Source organism: Streptomyces sp. NPDC050617, from assembly GCF_040654795.1.
GTDB lineage: Bacteria > Actinomycetota > Actinomycetes > Streptomycetales > Streptomycetaceae > Streptomyces.
This window is the reverse complement of record NZ_JBFAIS010000010.1, coordinates 43,607-61,059: the sequence shown is the minus strand read 5'-3', so window position 1 is coordinate 61,059 and position 17,453 is coordinate 43,607. Positions and strand designations below refer to the sequence as shown.

The window sequence follows — 17,453 nt, the reverse complement described above, 5'->3', positions numbered from 1 at the left end:
CCCGGAATCCGCGTCGTCACCCGTCTTGCCGGGATCCCGCTGCGGCACGCCCTGCGTGTTCTCCGTCCTACCGTCCAGCCGGTGTCCGGGGTTCTCCATCGGATTGCTGCTCCGACCACCGGAACCCGAACCCGCGTCGTCGCCTGTCTTGCCAGGGTCCTGCACCCGCACGCCATGCGGGTTGTCCCCCGAACCGCCCAACCGGTGGCCCGGGCCGGAGAAGTTGTCCTTGCCTTCGCCGGACCCGCCGTGGCCTTCATGCGTCTTACGGGGCTGGCCCGGCGGGACGGTCATCTTGTTGTTGTTGCTGTTGTTGCTGTTGGTGTCCCGGGGGGTCCCCTCGCCCGGCGGGACCTTCGAACCGTTCTCGCCCGTCGTGTTCTTGTGGCTGTTGGACGGCGGGTTCGACACCGGAGCGCCGTCATCCGCACGGTTGCCGTGCGAGCCGTTGCCACTCCCGGCCCCGCTCTTGTGGCTGTTGGCGGGCGGGTTGGTCACCGGAGCACCGTCGTCGGCCCGGTTGCTGTTGGAGCCGTTGCCTCCCCCGGTCTCGCCCGTCGTGTTCTTGTGGCTGTTGGACGGCGGGTTCGACACCGGAGCACCGTCGCCCGCACGGTTGCCGTTCGAGCCGTTGCCACTCCCGGCCCCGTTCTTGTGGCTGTTGGCGGGCGGGTTGGTCACCGGAGCACCGTCGTCCGCACGGTTACCGTGCGCACCGTTGCCGCCCCCGGCACCGTTCTTGTGACTGTTGCCGGGCGGGTTGGTCACCGGGGCGCTGCCCTCGGCCCGGTTGCCGTTCGGCCCGTTGCCGCCGCCGGACCCGTCCTTACGGCTGTTGACCGGCGGGTTCGACACCGGGCCGTCATCCGCCCGGTTGCCGTGCGAACCGTTGCCGCCCCCGATCCCTTCCTTGCGGCTGTTGCCCGGCGAGTTGGTCACCGGGGCGCTGCCCTCGGCCCGGTTGCCGTGCGAACCGTTACCGCCGCCGCCGGTCACCACCTTCTTCCCGCTGACCGGCGGGTTCTCCACCGGCGCGCCGTTCCCGGCCCGGTTGCCGTTCGCACCGTTCCCGCCGCCGCCGGTCACGCCCTTCTGCCCGTTGACCGGCGGGTTCGGGGCCGGAGCGGCGCGCTTGGCACCGTCTCCGGCCGGACCGGAACCAGGCTGTACGTGCTTCGTCGAGTTGCCCGAACCGGGCTGCTTCGCCGGCGGGGCCGACGTGGGAGGCGGCGCCGACGTGGTGTTCTCGTGCTTCACGGTCGAGTTGGGCATGCCGACGTTCCCGGAGCGTCCGTCGCCGGCGGGCCCGCTGCTGGTGGGGTGGCTCTCCTGGCCGGAGACGCCCTTGCCGGCGACCGGGCCGGAGCCGGGGGTGTCGCCCTTGCCCGGTCCGCCGTTGAGCGGCGCCTGGTGGCCGCCGCCGCCCAGCTTGGTGGGCGGGGGGCTGACGACGCTCTTTCCGCCGCCACCGCCCGGCAGCGGGTTGCCGCCCGTCGGATGGGCCTGGGGCGGATTCCCGTTCGGTGTGTTGTGGGTCTTCGGGGTGGGGCCGGGCTTCACCGGATGCGGGTGGTAGCGGAAGCCCGCTCCCAGACCGCCCCCGATGGCGCCGAAGGCGCCGCCGATGCCCATGCTCCACGCCTCCATGCCCCAGTCGACGTCGTAATCCGTACCGGCGATGGCCGCGCCCACCTCGCCGAGCGCGACGTCGATGCCGAGGGCGGACGCGGCGCCGAGGACGGCGCCGCCGCCGATGGCGACGATCGTGGTGCCCAGGCTGCCGAGACGGGCCGCCATCTGGCTCAGGATGGGCAGCAGTCGGGCCAGCACCTGGCCGATGATCGTCAGCAGGCTGCCGAGCAGCGGCCCGACGGCGAAGAACACGGCCCCCAGGAGCGCGCCGAGGATGTCGGCCCACATGGCGGCGTTGAGCTTCTTCGCGTACTCCTCGGCCGCCTTGTGCAGTTCCTCGCCGTAGCGGTTGATCGTCTGGCCGATGGTCCAGGCGGTCTCGGCGGCGCTGTCGATGATCGGGGCGACCCCCTCGCTCCACGCCCGCTTGGCCTCCTTGCCGGCGGTGCCGGTCATGCCGAGCGAGCCGGCCTGGGTGTCGACGGCTACCCGACGCTCGTGGAGATCGTCCCCGAGCTGGATCCACGCGTTCCCCAGCGCGTAGATGTCGTCGATCTTGATGGTGTCGAGTACGGAATCCGCGTTAGCCATGGTCGGGGTCGCCCTCCTTGGGCGTACTGCCGCTTCTCAGACGGTCGCTGATCAAGCTTCGTGCTGGTCGTTCGCAGCGCTGTTCGTCGTCACGTCGGTCGTCGTCACGTCGGTCGTCGTCACGTTGGTCGTCACGCCGGTCGTTCGTAGCGCTGCTCGTTCATCACGCTGGTCAGACGTGGTGCGGGTCGGTCGTCGTACGGGAAGGTCGTTGTGCGGGTCGGTCGTCGTAAGGGTCAGACAGGTTGCTGATCGGGCGCGTCGTCGGGAACGGCCTCGTAAACCTCGGGATCTTCCGCTTCCACAGCCTCTTCCACGACCTCTTCTTCCACCGCCTCATCCACGGCCGCTCCCACCGGCTCCACCGGCCCCTCCCCCTCGTCGAGGGCCACCTGCACCGAGACCGGGTCGTGGCTGCGGCGGACCAGCGTGCCGCGGCCCGGCCCATGGGCGTAGGCGCGCTGGTTTCCGATGAGGGCGCCCTCGCGGTGGTCGCCGGAGAGCAGCAGCCCGTCCGTACCGACCTCCTTGAGCTTGCTGAGCAGCGGGTCGGAGAGCAGGGCCCGGCTGGCGCCGCCGACCCGGCGGGCCAGTACGAGGTGGAAGCCCAGCTCCGCGGCCTGCGGGATGAACTCTGCGAGCAGGGCGAGCGGGCCGCGCCCCATGCTGCCCGCCGCGAGGTCGTAGTCGTCGACGACGACGTACAGTTCCGGGCCCTGCCACCAGTCGCGCGCGGCGAGCTGGGCGGCGGTGACGTCCGCCGGGGGCATCCGGGAGTGCAGCGTCTCGGCGAGCGCCTGGGCCTGCCCGGCGACGAGGTCGGCGTTGGCGCCGCGGGCGCCGATGTATTCGTCGGGCACCGCGCCCAGCAGGCTGTGCCGGTAGTCGACGACCATGAAGCGCACGTCGCGGGCGCTGCGGCGGGCGGCGAGCCCGCGCATCCAGGCGCGCAGGAACGCGGTCTTGCCGGAGCCCGAGTCGCCGAAGACCACGAAGTGCGGGGCGGCGGCGGAGGAGGTCAGGTCGAGGCCGACGGGGCGCAGGTCGGACTCGCGGAGCCCGATGGGCACCTCGTGCTCGCCGATGGCGGAGCCGTGGCCCTCCCAGCGCTCGCCGGGCGAGGGGGCCGCGGCGACCGCCAGTTCGCGGACGGTGATCCGCTCGGGCAGGACGCGCAGCGCGGGGGCCGCGGGCCGCTGCCAGCTCTCGGCGATCCGGGTCACCAGCCGCTGCTGGGCCTCGGCGAGCCCGGTCACGCCGTCCGCGCCGTCGGCGCCGTCGTCGAACCGGGGCAGCGCGATGTGGTGGATGAGTCCGGGCGGGGTCAGGCCGCGGCCGGGGACGCTCTGGCCGAGGGCGCGGGCGCTGGGCCGGCTGATCTCGGACTCGGAGGGGTCGTTGAGCCACAGTTCGAGGCGGGCGGGGATGTTGTCGCGCAGGTTGACGCGGATCTCCGCCCAGCGGTTGGCGGTCAGCCACAGGTGGACGCCCACGCCGAGGCCGCGGGTGGCGACCTCGATCAGGGTGGTGACGGCGTCCTCGTCGGCCTCGTGCAGGGCGGCCCAGTTGTCGACGGCCAGCACGATGTCGGCGGCCCGTACGCCCTCGGGCAGGTCGCCGGCGGCGCGGCGGGCGCGGAATTCGGCGGCGGACTGGAGGCCCAGGTCGCGGAACATCCGCTCGCGGGCGTTGACGAGCCGGCCGACCTCGGCGAGCACCCGGCGCACCCGCTCCTCGTCGCGGCGGCCGGCGACGCCCGCGACGTGCGGCGCGTCGCTCAGTCCGTGCAGCGAGCCGCCGCCCATGTCGATGGCGTAGAACTGCACTTCCTCGGGGGTGTGGGTGAGCATGGCGCTGAGCATCGCGGTGCGCAGGAAGGTGGATTTGCCGCTCTGCGGCGCGCCGACGAGCGCCAGGTGGCCCTGGCGTCCGGCGAGGTCGAGTACGAGCGGCCGCTGTTCCTGGCGGGAGGGGACGTCGAGCACGCCGACGGGGAACTTCAGCCCGCCTCCGAACGGCCACTGGACGCAGCGCAGGCCCAGTTCCGGGTCGGTCTCCGGGTCGCCGAGCAGCGGTTCGAGGGTGAACGCCGGGGGCAGCGGCGGCAGCCACACCTGGTGTCCGGGGGTGTCCTTGTTGAGCAGCCGCTCGACGGCGACCTGGAGTTCGGTGGGGCCCGCGTCGAGCTCCCAGTCCCAGCCGGGCTTCTCGCTCTCGTCGGGGGAGAGCGGCGCGAGGTCGCCGTGCACGGCGTACGGCACGGGTTCGAGGGCCGCGGCTCCCGCGCCGTCCGGGTCGTACTCGCGGTAGGGCGCGGAGATGTAGGCGACGCGGAACCGCTCGTAGACCGTCTCGTCCACCTTGAGGTAGGCGGAGCCGGGGATGGCGGGGAGGGTGTAGGCGTCGGAGGTGCCGATGACGGCGCGGGACTCGGCGGCGCTGAAGGTGCGCAGGCAGATCCGGTAGGAGAGGTGGGACTCCAGGCCGCGCAGCCGGCCTTCCTCCAGCCGCTGGGTGGCCAGCAGCAGGTGCATGCCGAGCGACCGGCCGACGCGGCCGATCTGTACGAACAGGTCGATGAAGTCGGGGCGCTGGGAGAGCAGTTCGCCGAACTCGTCGACGATGATCAGCAGGTAGGGCAGCGGTTCCAGCGGCTTGCCGTTGACGTCGGTGCCGCCGGCCGCCTGGCGGAGCTGGTACTCGCGGACCGAGTCGACGTTCCCGGCCTCGCGCAGCATCCGCTGGCGGCGCTGCTGTTCGCCGGAGAGCGCCTGGTACATGCGGTCGACCATGGCGAGGTCGTCGGCGAGGTTGGTGATCAGGCCGGAGACGTGCGGCAGTTCGGTGACGCCCGCGAAGGTGGCGCCGCCCTTGAAGTCGACGAGCACGAAGGCGAGGTGCTCGGGGGCGTGCACCATGGCGAGCCCGGTGACGAGGGTGCGCAGCAGTTCGCTCTTGCCGGAGCCGGTGGCGCCGACGACGAGTCCGTGCGGGCCGATGCCGCCCTGCGCGGACTCCTTGAGGTCCATGGTCAGCGGCTCGCCGGTGCCGGTCACGCCGATGGGGACGCTGAGGAGTTCCTTCGCGTCGGGGGCGCGGCGGCGGGTGGCCGGGTCGAAGACGGCCATGTCGGGGACGCCGAGCATGCCGGAGAGGGAGACGTGTTCGGAGAGGACCTGGTCGCGCTCGCCGGAGAGGCGCAGCGGGGACAGTGAGCGGGCGGCGGCCTCCAGGACGCCGGGCGCGGTCTCGTCGATGGCGCCCTTCTCGATGGTGGCGTGCAGGCCGGGCGCGCGGCCTTCCAGGGTGAGCGTGCCGCGGGCGTCCGTTCGGGCCCGTACGTCCACCCGGCCGGGCTCCGAGCCCTCCTCCTCGACCAGGCACACGACGTGGATGCCCAGGTCGGGGCCGGCCTCGGTGATCAGGTCCTCCAGGAGCGCCGAGCGGGCCCAGGGCGCCCCCGGCTCGTACCCGTCGAGGAAGATCACCAACTGGCGGCGGGGGGTGACGTCCCGCTGCGGGACGATGCGGCTGCTGCGTTCGGCGCGGGCGGCCAGGGCCTGGTCGAGGGTCTCCTGGAGGTGTTCGTGGAGCCCGGCGAGGTCGTCGGCGAGCAGCGGTACGAGCTCCTGCTCGCGGCGCTGGGCCACCGCGTCGGGGTGCTGGGCGTGCGGCAGCCACTTGGCCCAGTCCCAGGCGGAGTCGCCGCCGGTGACGACCGCGATCCGCACGTCGTCCGGGGCGTGCAGGACGGAGAGCTGGAGCAGCATCGACTGGGCAAGCTCGCGGGTGCGGGCGCGCGGGCCCAGCAGGCTGACCACGCCGGACTTGGCGAGGTCCAGCCAGGCGGCCTGCCCCTCGACCGTGCCGTACGTGCGGACGAGCTCGGCGGCTGCGTGCTTGCACTCGGCGTCGACCTCGATGGTCGGGTCGCTCTGGTCCGGCATGCGCATTTCGGCGGCGAGCGGCACGGTGCCGGTGCCGACCCGCAGGTGCAGGAAGTCGCTGTCGGTGGGGCGGCGCTCCCACACCCGGCGGCGGCGGGCGGCGATCGCCCACAGCCGGTCCGGGTGCGGGTGCCGCCAGACGTCGGCGGCCCGCTGGGCGACCCGCGAGCGCAGGGCCTGCTTGCGCATCCCGGCGAGGTACTCCAGGTACCGCTCCCGCTGCCGGTACTGGTTACGGCGGCGGCTGCCCCGCAGCTGCATCCGTACGCCGATGGTGACGCCGACGGACACCACCACGAAGGCGATGCCGAGCAGGATCATCCACGCCTTGCCGTAGGCGACCATGTAGGCCGCCATGCTCATGCTGGACAGCAGCGGCAGCAGGAGCATCAGCCAGCCCGCCGCGCCCTGGGGCTGGGGCCGCTGCGGGGGGCTGGCCAGGTTCGTCCGGCCCTCCGGCGTCGGCGGGGGCGTCATACGGACGGGGCGGTGGAAGGGGATTCGACTCACGTTGGCTGCCTAGCGGGCTGTCGGGGGCTGCGGGAGCGGGTGGTGCGGCGGGCTCACCCGAAGGTCATGGTGACCGCCGTCTTGTTGGTGTCGGTCTCGGCCTCGGGCGGGGTGTCCTTCGGGCCCTCCGGTTTGCCGTCCGGGCCGACGGGAGGCTTCTCGTTCAGCTTGTTCCGGAATTTGGTGAAGGCTTCGGCGACGCCGTCCTCGGCCGTGCTGAAGTTGAAGGCGGCCATGCCGACGCCGTCCGCGAGGGCGGGCAGGACCCCCTTGTGCGGGTCCTCCTTGGTGCCGAACAGCTCGTTCATGACCCGCAGCCACTCCGTGTTCACCTCGTCGGCGTCCGAGGCGGCCTTGCCCTGCCAGTTGACCTTCAGCCCGTCCAGTGCGGTGTGGATGGTGTTGAGGCTCTTGACGACGTCGGCGCTGAGGGTCGCCAGCTCCTTGCCGGTGGTCTTCAGGCCGCTCGGGGAGACGCTGATGACGGAGGTGTCGTAATCGGCCTTGCCGCTGTCGCCCATGACTCGCCTTTCTCGGCAACTCCGCTCGGGTGCCCGGGGGTTGCTATCGGTGCGGAGGACAGACCCCCGCGCTGACAATTGCCTGCATAAGTGGTAAACCTGGCGATACTCCGCAGAACCGTCGCCCGGCCGCCCGGCTGTGAGGCCGGCGCGAGAGAGACCAGGGAGACCCCGTGACCGACCCCATAACCTCGAAGTACGACACGACCCCGCTGCCCGAGGGGGACGGCGACGACAAGCCGAGCCCCGACCACGACAAGCACCTCGACGGCCTGGTGCCGACCGACAAGGTCGCCTGGACGAAGCCGCCCTCCTTCAACGACGACCCGAAGGACATCGGGTCGGACGGCGGCTCGGAGGAGACGCCGCAGAACTACACCGCCTCCGGCGACTTCAAGATCGACCCCTCCACGTTGCGCACCGCGGAGACGTCGATGCTCACCGAGGCCAAGGGCGGAGTCGAGAAGTACGAGGAGGTCCGCAAGAAGGTCATGGCCGTCAAGGGCACCGTCTTCGGGCAGGGCGCCGTGGTCACGGAGACGAAGGGCGAGATGCACACCTCCCTCGCGTCCGGGTACGACCCGAGCGCCGGGAAGCATTCCCACCCGAACCCGTTCGCCGAGTCCGCCGAGAAGTTCGCCCAGGACATCAACCCGGCCCAGGAGCGCGCGCTGCTCCAGGTCGGCACCGCACTGGAGAAGCTGGGCGAGTACATCGCGCTGCTCAACCACGCCGGGCAGGTCTACGGGCACACCGACCGGAAGTCGAACTTCCCGGCGCCGCCCGCGAAGTGACCCGACGCCGCAGGCCGCCGCCCCGCCCCGCACACGCGGGGCGGGGCGGCGGCGCGTCGTCGGCTCAGCCACCGGACCCGCCGCCGTCGAGGTTCTTGACGTTGGCGCTCTCGGCGTTGTGGTAGTTCGTGTACGAGGTCTCCATCCGCTTGATGATGTCGCTCAGCATCGACTCCAGGTCGTGCTGCCCCTTCTGGAACCACGTCTTCATCGCGTCGTACGAGTGGAAGGAGGGGCTGGACCAGTGCGTGCTGATCTTGCCCATCTTGGTGTCGATCGACGACATGTTGGTGGAGATCGACGACTTCTCGCGCTTCACCACCGCGATCGCGTCCTTCAGCGCCTGTAGGTCGGCGTGCCACTCCTGCGGGGTCGGCTGCTCGGCCATCCGCGGGTCACCTGCCTTTCACCCGGTCCGGTGTCCTGTGCCGCCCCCGCGCGCCGTCCGGGCCGGGCGCGAGGGGCGGTGCTGCTGCTGTCTCGTCAAGCCGTCTCTCACGTGACGCCTCCCGGCGGGAGGTCGGCGGGCAGGAGCGTGGTGAGCAGCTCCGCGTCCGCCGACGCCAGGTCGAGGGCGCTCAGGTCGAGTTCGGCGACCCGCTGCGCGTGCCGCTCGGTCATCCGCTGGAAGACCTGCCGCGCGCTGCGCCCGTTGCCGAACTGCTCGCCGCGCGGCAGGGCGTCGAAGTACTCGTGCAGCGCCGCGGTGGTCTCCGGCGTGAACGCGTACTCGTGGCTGTCCGCCTGGTGCTCGACGATGCGTACGAGCTCCGGCGTGGTGTAGTCGTCGAAGACCAGGGTGCGGGTGAAGCGCGAGGACAGGCCCGCGTTGGACTCCATCAGACGGCTCATCTCGACCGGGTACCCGGCGACGATGACGACCACCTCGTCCCGGTGGTCCTCCATCAGCTTCACCAGCGTGGAGATGGCCTCCGAGCCGAAGTCCGTCATCTGGCCCTGCGGCACGAGGGAGTACGCCTCGTCGATGAACAGCACCCCGCCCAGGGCGCGCCGGAAGACGGCGGTCGTCTTGGGCGCGGTGTGCCCGACGTACTCGCCGACCAGGTCGCCCCGGTCCGCCTCGACGAGGTGGCCCCGGCTGAGCAGTCCGAGAGCGGCGAGGAAGCCGCCGTAGAGGCGGGCCACGGTGGTCTTGCCGGTGCCGGGGTTGCCCGCGAAGACCAGGTGCCGGCTCAGCGGCGGCGGGGCGAGCCCGGCGTCCTGGCGGACCTTGACCATCTGCATGAGCTTCGTCATCGTGACGACTTCGCGTTTGACGCCGTCGAGGCCGACCAGGCGGTCCAGCTCGACGTGGAGTTCGGCGAGCTTCGCCGCGGCCTCCTCGGCGCTCTGCTCGTCCTCGCTCTTGTCCGTACGGCCCGTGCCGTCGTCCTTGGCTCCGGCCCGGCCGCCGGCCCCGGCGACGGCGGGCACGGCCCTGCGGCCCTCGCCGTCCTCGCCGGCCGTGCCGTTCTCGGACCCCGGCGCCGCGAGGGTGGGCAGCAGCGGCTCGTCCACGTCCTCGACGCGGCAGTCCTCCGCGTGGACCACGGCCTCGTCGTCCCGCAGCAGATCGGTCTCGGTGCCGTCCACGGTGCAGCGGCGCAGGACGAGCCGGGAGCGGGCGGCGGCGTAGACGGCGGGGAAGCGGCTCTTGGTGAGGCGGCAGTCCTCGTAGCGGCCCTCGCCGCCCTCCTCGACGAACAGCGCGTTCTTCGCCGCGTCCGCGACGGTCACGCCCAGCAGCCGGGGCCGGGCCCCGGCGCGCACCACGACGCCGCTGCCCTGTGCCTCGCGCACCGCGCCGCCCTCCACGAGGGCGGTGCTGCCCTCCTCCAGCAGCAGCCCGGCGCCGCCGCTGCCGGTGACGGTCACGTTCTCCAGCCGGCCGCCGGTGTCCCGGCCGACGCGGACGCCGGTCTCCCCGGCGGCGGTGATCTCGCAGTCCGCCAGCAGCGGCCGGTGGGTGGTGCGCAGGCGTACGCCCTCCCGGCCGCCGTTCACGCGGCAGCCGCGCACTGCGGCGTCGCCGCCCTCCACGCTGATCCCGGTCATCCCCGCGTCGGTCACCTCGCAGCCGTCGGCGAGGAGTTCGGACCGTTCGGTGACGCGCATGCCGTATTCGGGGGTGCCGCTGACGGTGCAGTCGCGGGCCGTGGCGCGGGCGGCGCCGCCGAGGTGCACGGCCGTGTAGGCGGTGTCCCGTACGGTGCAGCCGGTCAGCGCGACCTCCGCCTCGCCGACCGCGTACACGCCGTTGGCGGCGGTACGGGCGAAGGTCGAGTCCTGCGCGGCGGCCCGCCCCTCCCCGCTCACGACCAGCGCGGTGTCCTCGCAGTCCACGGCCCGTACGGAGACGAGTTCGACCGCGGCCTCGGCGGTGACCAGCACCGCGGCGCCGGTGGTGTGGTGCACGTGGCAGCCGTCGAGCAGGACGGCGCTGCCGCCGTCCACCAGCACGCCCGCGCCGCCCGTACGGAAGATCTCGCAGTCCCGCAGCCGCACGCCCTGGGAGCCGCCGCGGCCGGAGCGGGCGCCGGAGGCGGAGGCGGTGGTGGAGGCCCGCCCTTCGGAGGGCGGCGGGGCGCCCGCGCCCTGCCCCGGGCCGCCGTCCGCGGCGCCCGCGAGGCGGCCCGCCGTCTCGCGGGTCCACACGCCCTGACCGGCCGCCTCGTGCAGCCGGCACTCGCGCAGCGCCGCGGTCGCGTGACCCTCCACGAGGACGGCGGCGGCGCCGCTGCCGCGGATCTCGCAGCGGGTCAGCGTCGCGTGCGCCCCGCCGGTCAGCAGGACGCCGCGCCCGGTGGCGCCGTCCACCAGCGCGTCACTCACCTCGGCCCGCGCCTCGTCCTCGACGATCACGCCGTCCCCGGTGCAGCTGCCGACCGTCAGGTTCTCCAGCGTGGTGCGGCTGGTGCCGGCCAGCCACACCGCCACCCCTTCGGCCTGCCGCACCGAGCAGCCGCTCAGCAGCGCCGCCGCCGCGCCCGCGACGTCCACCCGGCCGCCGGTGATCTCGCAGTCCCGCAGCACCGGTTCGCCGCCGCGCAGCAGCACGGCGGCGTCCCTGGGCGCGGTGGAGGCGATGGCGAAGCCGCGCAGCTCGGCCGCGCCCGCGTGCACGGTGACGGCGGGCCCGCGGGCCGCAACGAGGCGCACGACGCCCTTCGCGACGAGGCTGACGTCCTTGTCCAGCACCAGGCTCTCGGTGTACGTACCGGCCTGCACGGTGATCACGGCGCCGGGCTTGGCGCTGCGGACCGCCGCGCCGATGGTGCGGTGGCCGCCCCAGCTGCCGGGTGCGACGCGCTGCGCGGCGGCCCTCATGGGGTGCGCTCCCGGTGTGCGGGCGGCCCGTAGCCGTCGGCCGCGTACGCCCGTGCCGTCGGCCGCCCGCTCACAGGCCGCTTCCCAGGTTGGCCAGCCAGCCGAAGAGGCCGAAGACGCCGGCGGCCAGCGGCAGGCCGGCCACGGAGAGGAAGGTGGCGAGGCCGCCGGGCCAGGTGGGGCGCTCGGGCTCGATGGGGCGCAGGGCCGCGCCGAAGGCGAGGAAGACGCCGCAGACGACGAGGACGATGCCCACGGCGAAGGCGGCGATCGGCCCCGCGACGGTCGTGTCGAGTACGTACTCGGGCACCCGGACGGCCAGGGCGAGCAGCCCGACGACCCCGGCGGCCAGCTGCGGGATGACGCCGGTCAGTACGCGCACCGAACCGGCCTGGAGCAGCAGTCCCACGCTGACGACGCCGACGAGCGCGAGGCCGCAGGCGCCGCGGGAGGCGCTCAGGACGAGCAGGGAGGCCGCGAGGAAGACGCCGGTCACCACGGAGAGCAGGGTGAGCAGCCCGTTGCCGCGGCGGACGACGGCGGCGATGTCGCCGGGGTCCAGGGCGGCGGCGCCGGTGTCGGGCCCGGAGGGCACGAGCACGGCGATCTGGCTGGTGATCCGGGGCAGCAGCCCGGCGAGCATGAACAGCACGGCCGCCACCACGGCGGCGGAACCGGTCAGGCCCGCGTGCAGGGTGGTCAGCGGCACCACGAACAACGCGGCGGCCACGGTGAGCAGCTGGAGCACCACCGTGGAGGGCGCGGGCAGCGCGACGAGCCCGGCGAGCGCGCCGAAGACGGCGCAGAGCGAGACCAGGACCGGTGTGATCACCGCGCTGTGGGCGGGGACGACGAGGCCGACGCAGGCCAGCAGCGGGCAGGCGGCCAGCGCGAGGAGCTGCCGCACGGTGTGCGGCAGCGGCCAGTTCTTGCGCTGGGCGTACCAGGCGACCAGCGCCGAGCAGACCGCGGCGAGTCCGAAGAGCACGGCGGACAGGCTCGCGAGCCGGTGCGCGCCGATCCAGCCGGCGGAGCCCACCATGACCGCGAGCCCGGAGACCAGGACGAACTGGGCGCGCCGGCGCCCGTTCCACAGACCGTCGGCGTCCTGCGCCCCGGCGACCTGCTCGTCGAGGTCGGTGACGGTCAGCTCGCCGAGCTCCGCCTCCCGCTGGTCGCGCAGGTAGAGCGTGGCGCCGTCCACGATGCCCGCGGCCGCCAGCGATTCGCCGGGGGCCATGGGGATGCCGCCCGACTCGGCGAGCGACCAGACCGGGGGCATGGCCTCGGGCTCGGTCTGGCCGCACAGCGTGGCGAGCCGGGAGGCGTACTCGGCGATCGGGGCCTGCGCGGGAAGCGCGAGGTCGACCCGCCTGCGTTCGCCGACCACGGTGACCCGGCAGCGTTCATCGGGCACGGATGTTTCCTTCGGTGTCGGACCTCACAGCCGCGAGCCCGCGGGCTGCGGTGGGGTCAGTGCCGCCAGGTGGACATGTTCGACCACTCGGCGTCGCTGTAGTTGTTCCAGTTCACGTGCATGGCGTTGGCGATCCGCCCGAGCACGCCCTCCGGCCCGAACAGCCCGTCGGCCGCGAGGTCCCACTCATTCTGCATGTCCTGGTAGTACGTCGCGGCCTGGCTCTCCCGCCAGGCGTCCACCAGCGGCGCGAGCTGGGACTTCAGCGCCTGGAGCTCACCGGAGATCTCCGCGGCCCTGGAGTTGAGCACACCGCCCGCCGCGGCGAGCCCCTCGCCGACGTAGATCGGCGTGCCGTCGATATCGGCCATGAACACTCCTAGAAATGCGCCCGGCACCCGGGCGAATCGAGCAAGTGGTAGTGAGCCCGGCTCAGTTGAAGTTGGTACCGGCCGGCGCCTTGGGCACGTCCTCGCCCAGCGCGGCGAGGTTCGTGAGGTTCTGCTGCTCGGAGTCCTTGTAGTTCACGTAGTTGCCCTGGAGGCCCTTGGAGATTCCCTCCAGGGCGTCGTGGAGCATCCGCGCGTAGATGTCGTACTCGGTCATCAGAGTCTGGAACTGGTTGTGCGCGAGCCCCTGCCAGCTCGCCTCCAGGCTCGTCACATACGTCTTCAGCTCCGCCAACTGCCCGGCGATCTCCGCCGCCGTGGACATCGTGTTGCTGGAAGCGTTGGCCAGGTACTCGGGGGTCACCCGGTAGGTGACACCACCGACGCTCACAGAAGGCTGGTCAGCCATGGTGGAATCCGTCCCTCTCGCCGATGCCCCCGAAGTCAAACACCGCCCCACCCCCACCTGGAGCCCCGAGACCCCGGATGGGCAGCATCTGAACACGTTCTGAGCACAGGAGGCGCGGCTGAGGTGGGTTGCTGAGCGGTAGGTGGTGCGAGCGGCGGGGCGGGAGGGGCGACGCGGAATCAGCCATGGTCGCTCGGCGGGGCCCGACCGTCCACGAAACAGCCACCCGGGCGGAACCGATGGACAAGGACCGGCCACTCCTTCCAGACCCTCCCGATAGAGCCGCCCTTGCCACGGTCGAGAATCGGCCAGGGTCGCCACATGTCCTGATTTCCATTGGCAACTGATCCAATATTCCTCTAGGTTCCTATCCGGCAGATGGGGCTACCATTTGCCGCACAATGATCCACCGTGGGTGGCTTGGCAGCATTTGCTGCTGCCCGCAGCAACGCATGCCTCCGGGCAACAGACTGCGAAAAGAGGATCAAGTTATGGGACGAATCATCAAGAGGTTAGCTGTTACCACTGCCGGTGCAGCAATCGCCTTCGGAGTCGTCGGCACGACAACCGCATTCGCCGACATGGATCTCTACGATTCGGGCGCGGTACATTCATGGCGTTCGTACTCGACGAAGGCTGCGGTAGAGGACACCAAGGGCGACAGTCACTCCGTCTACACCAGATACAACCGCAACTACCCCGACAACGATGTCTACACCCTCTGGAACAAGAGCGGTCAGGGCACCAAGGTCTGGAGCAACGAAGGCGGGCGCATCTGGGACATGCGCGCCTGTGTCTCTCTCCAGGCAGAGCCGGACTCGTGCAGCGACTGGTGGACCGATAACCACGCGCACGGCTGAAGCAAGTCGGCTCGGCGGACATACCGACGATAGGTGGGGGCGGCGCGCCACGGCGCGTCGCCCCGTCGTTCCGGCAGCAGATCGCAGCGACAGTGCCGAACCCCACGTCGCGGAATTCGAGTACGGCTGGGCTCGACGCGGCAGTGAAAGGATATCAATGGAGCCCGATGCCATCCCGCTCAGCATTCGCGGGCTGGACTATCAGATCGCGGACCGCAAGCTGCTCAGCGGCCTGGATCTGACCGTACGCGCAGGGGAGTCGGTCGCCGTAATGGGGCCGTCCGGCTCCGGCAAGAGTTCCCTCCTGTCGTTGGCTTTGGGGCTGATCAAGCCGCAGGCCGGCCAATTACGCATATGCGGAACCGACCTGGTCGACCTGAAGCCGACGCAGATAACCCGAATCCGGCAGCAGCACATCGGCATGGTCTTCCAGTTCGGCGAGCTTCTTCCCGAACTCATGCCGATCGAGAACGTCGCGCTGCCCGCCCTGCTGGCCGGTAAGCGGAAGGAACCTTCCTACCAACAAGCACGCCGGTTGCTGGAAGAACTCGGAGTGCCGGTCGACGGTGTCGCGACAGCAGAGATGTCCGGCGGTGAAAGGCAGCGCGCCGCCGTGGCGCGAGCGCTGATGGAGAGCCCGTCGCTGCTTCTCGCGGATGAACCCACCGGAGCTCTGGACGAGGATTCCAGAAATCACGTCGCCGACGTTCTGTTCGCGACGCCGCAGCGGCGCGGCTGCGGACTGCTGGTGGTCACCCACGACCGAACCGTGGCCGCCCGAGCCGACAGGACCTTGCACTTGCAGCACGGGCACCTGGTGGAGTCGGCGGAGAGGGAGAGCCGGTGATCGCGTCACGTCCGCTGCTGCGGCACATGCTGCGCATGGGCAGAGCGGCGTCGCGCAGCGGCGAAGGCGGCCGAGGCCGGTACCTCGCCCTCTTGGTGGCGACAGCGGTGATGGTGCTCGCCGGGGCCTCCCTGGTGATGGCCACCGCCACCTTCGACGGACGGGAATCGCGCGGCGAAGCACGCAATCCCGTCATGGCGGCCAAGGGGCAGCAGCCCAAAGCCCTGTGGAACCGGTACTGGGAGAACTACCAAGGCCGGCAGTTCTCGGTCGTGGTGGTGGAACCCCTCACCAAGGACGCGCCACTGCCACCGGGACTCCAACGGTGGCCCGGCCCCGGAGAATCCGCCCTTTCCCCCGCATTGGCGGACGGCCCTCCCTCGGAGGATTTCCGCAACCGGTACGGGAAGATGTCGGCGCGAATCGGTGAAGCGGGCCTGGCCACGCCAGGCGAGCGCCTCGCCTACACCCGGCCCGGCAAAGCCATGCTCGGCAGCAGTTACCTGGACAAAATCACAGGGTTCGGCTCTCCGGGCCCGACTTTCGGGGACCTACGGCTGATCGAGCCGGAACAGCAACTGCAACTCCTCATGCTGCTGGCAGCATTGGTATTCTTCCCCGCAATCGCACTGGCAGTAGCCGCAGCGCGCATGGGAGCCCAAGGGCAGGACCACCGCACCGCGGTCCTTCGTGCTCTGGGCGCGAACCGAACAGCGCTAGCGAGCGTGAGCATCGGGGCAGCAGCGGCGCCCGTCCTGCTCGGGGCCGTAGTCGGAATCGTCGCCATCCTGCCGTTCCTGATCTGGAACGTGCGTCTTCCATGGATCGACTTCACCCTCGCGGCGACCGACCTCCGCCAGGCGCTGGGCACTCTCGCGGCCGCGACCGTCGCCGCGCTCGCGGTGATGCTCCTGTTGGTGGTGCTGGTCCACCCTCGCCAGGAAACAGGGTCGACCCGAGTCCGGGCCGGCGTCGGCGGGCGTATCCGCAGGCTGGCGCTGAGCGCCTGTCCCATCTTCGCCGTCCTGGCTCTGGTCATGGGTTCGCTGGGGGGCAGCGGTTCCGCGCTCGGTTATCTCGTCGCTGTCGCAGGAGTCTGGGCCACGGCTCCCTCGGTCATCGGATGGGGAATCTCGCGTCTCGCCCCCCGCCTGGCCGCGGCTGCGCGCAAGCGAGGCGACTCCGCGCGCCTGATCGCTTCACGGACCCTGGCCGCTCATCCCGGCGTCATCGTCAGGCTGGTAGCCGCCCTGGTCATCGCCATCGGGGTGGTCGGGCAGACACAGCTCATCAGCTCCCTCCTGTCCACCCGAAGCGGCGATCCCGACCTGCTCCGCTCCGACAAGCCGCAATCCATGGCGCTGGTCCAGGCAGCGGACCGAGCACGCCCCGGCCCGCAATTCCGCGCCGCCTTGCCGGAAGGCAGTCACCTGGTCGCGCTCGGACATTCCGGCCGGGAGACGAACGGCGACGGCGCGGCACGGATCGTCCAAGCACCCTGCCCAGACCTGCGCGCCCTTTCGCTGCCGTGCCCCCCGGCCGGCGAACAGGCCACGGTCCCCTTCGGAGACCTCGACCAACGCCTCAAAACGGCGACGTACACCTACTTCGGCAACACCGCCGCGACAGTCCGAGCCGGCGAGACGACACGGCTCGACCAGGAAGACGCCTGGTACGTGGTCTTCACCCGGGCCGACCGGCCGTTGGACATTCCCGCGGTGAAGAAGGCCGCTCGCCTGGCTCTGAGCACCGACGCGAACGTCAAGCCCATGCTGGAGGGCGACAAGTCCTTCACCCTTGGCTACCAGTCCCGCTGGCTGCCGTTTCTCGGAGCGGCGGGGACCGTCGTGCTGTCCACGGCCATGATCTTCGCCGCCTTCTCCGAGTACCTGCGGTTCGCCCGGTCCCTGGCTCCCCTGGCCGTACTCACCGGAAACAGCCGCGTGTTCAGGACAACGGCGGCATGGACCCTCGGGGCCCCCGTCGCCGCGGCCGGCGTCCTCGGCCTGGCCGTGTATGCCGTCCTGGGCCAGGCCGTCACCGGCGGTCCCTACGGGGCCACACTCTCCGCGGAGCTGTGCCTCTCCCTCTTCGTCATGGCGCTGATCGCGGCGGCGGCACTCACTTGGATCGCCGGCAGGGAAGCCGAACGCACCAGCAGCCGCTGGAAGCCTCGCGCCGACTGAACGCGCCTGCTGCTCCCTGCCCG

At 71.6% G+C, this 17,453-nt stretch carries 11 protein-coding genes and 1 pseudogene; 4 read left to right on the top strand and 8 right to left on the bottom strand.

The features are described from left to right. From AB0I49_RS15835 to AB0I49_RS15825, 3 genes and pseudogenes are all read right to left on the bottom strand, one after another. A pseudogene (locus tag AB0I49_RS15835) lies at positions 1-2,223 on the bottom strand (hypothetical protein); the annotation flags it as partial. Positions 2,224-2,459: 236 nt separating this feature from the next. Continuing rightward, positions 2,460-6,680, bottom strand: a complete 4,221-nt coding sequence (gene eccCa, locus AB0I49_RS15830) for a type VII secretion protein EccCa (protein WP_363227526.1) — start codon at positions 6,678-6,680, stop codon at positions 2,460-2,462. 53 nt (positions 6,681-6,733) lie between these two features. Further along, entirely contained in the window at positions 6,734-7,201 is a 468-nt protein-coding gene (locus AB0I49_RS15825; protein ID WP_363227525.1) for a hypothetical protein, read from the bottom strand. A gap of 173 nt (positions 7,202-7,374) precedes the next feature. Here AB0I49_RS15825 and AB0I49_RS15820 point away from each other — a divergent pair, with 173 nt between their 5' ends. Further along, complete coding sequence (locus tag AB0I49_RS15820) at positions 7,375-7,995, top strand: hypothetical protein (protein WP_363227524.1); 621 nt, start codon at positions 7,375-7,377, stop codon at positions 7,993-7,995. Positions 7,996-8,059: 64 nt separating this feature from the next. Here AB0I49_RS15820 and AB0I49_RS15815 read toward each other — a convergent pair whose 3' ends face one another. The 5 genes from AB0I49_RS15815 to AB0I49_RS15795 all read right to left on the bottom strand — a co-directional run bounded on the left by AB0I49_RS15815 (position 8,060) and on the right by AB0I49_RS15795 (position 13,537). Then, positions 8,060-8,383: a hypothetical protein gene (locus AB0I49_RS15815; RefSeq protein ID WP_363227523.1), complete on the bottom strand. Its 324-nt coding sequence runs from the start codon at positions 8,381-8,383 to the stop codon at positions 8,060-8,062. A gap of 107 nt (positions 8,384-8,490) precedes the next feature. Continuing rightward, complete coding sequence (locus tag AB0I49_RS15810) at positions 8,491-11,322, bottom strand: right-handed parallel beta-helix repeat-containing protein (RefSeq protein WP_363227522.1); 2,832 nt, start codon at positions 11,320-11,322, stop codon at positions 8,491-8,493. Positions 11,323-11,392: 70 nt separating this feature from the next. Further along, complete coding sequence (locus AB0I49_RS15805; RefSeq protein ID WP_363227521.1) at positions 11,393-12,739, bottom strand: EsaB/YukD family protein; 1,347 nt, start codon at positions 12,737-12,739, stop codon at positions 11,393-11,395. Between the two features lie 56 nt (positions 12,740-12,795). Further along, positions 12,796-13,110, bottom strand: a complete 315-nt coding sequence (locus tag AB0I49_RS15800; RefSeq protein ID WP_363227520.1) for a WXG100 family type VII secretion target — start codon at positions 13,108-13,110, stop codon at positions 12,796-12,798. 61 nt (positions 13,111-13,171) lie between these two features. Beyond that, positions 13,172-13,537, bottom strand: coding sequence for a WXG100 family type VII secretion target (locus AB0I49_RS15795; protein WP_048831888.1), 366 nt, complete (start codon positions 13,535-13,537; stop codon positions 13,172-13,174). A gap of 491 nt (positions 13,538-14,028) precedes the next feature. On the opposite strand from AB0I49_RS15795, the gene AB0I49_RS15790 reads away from it, so the two are divergent. The 3 genes from AB0I49_RS15790 (at position 14,029) to AB0I49_RS15780 (ending at position 17,430) form a co-directional block, all read left to right on the top strand. Beyond that, positions 14,029-14,397 carry a hypothetical protein gene (locus AB0I49_RS15790; RefSeq protein ID WP_363227519.1) on the top strand — a complete coding sequence of 123 codons (369 nt, stop codon included), beginning with the start codon at positions 14,029-14,031 and terminating at the stop codon, positions 14,395-14,397. A gap of 157 nt (positions 14,398-14,554) precedes the next feature. Next, complete coding sequence (locus AB0I49_RS15785) at positions 14,555-15,244, top strand: ATP-binding cassette domain-containing protein (protein ID WP_363227518.1); 690 nt, start codon at positions 14,555-14,557, stop codon at positions 15,242-15,244. Continuing rightward, positions 15,241-17,430: a hypothetical protein gene (locus AB0I49_RS15780; protein WP_363227517.1), complete on the top strand. Its 2,190-nt coding sequence runs from the start codon at positions 15,241-15,243 to the stop codon at positions 17,428-17,430. The genes AB0I49_RS15785 and AB0I49_RS15780 overlap by 4 nt, the downstream gene beginning before the upstream one ends. Positions 17,431-17,453: the final 23 nt, after the last annotated feature.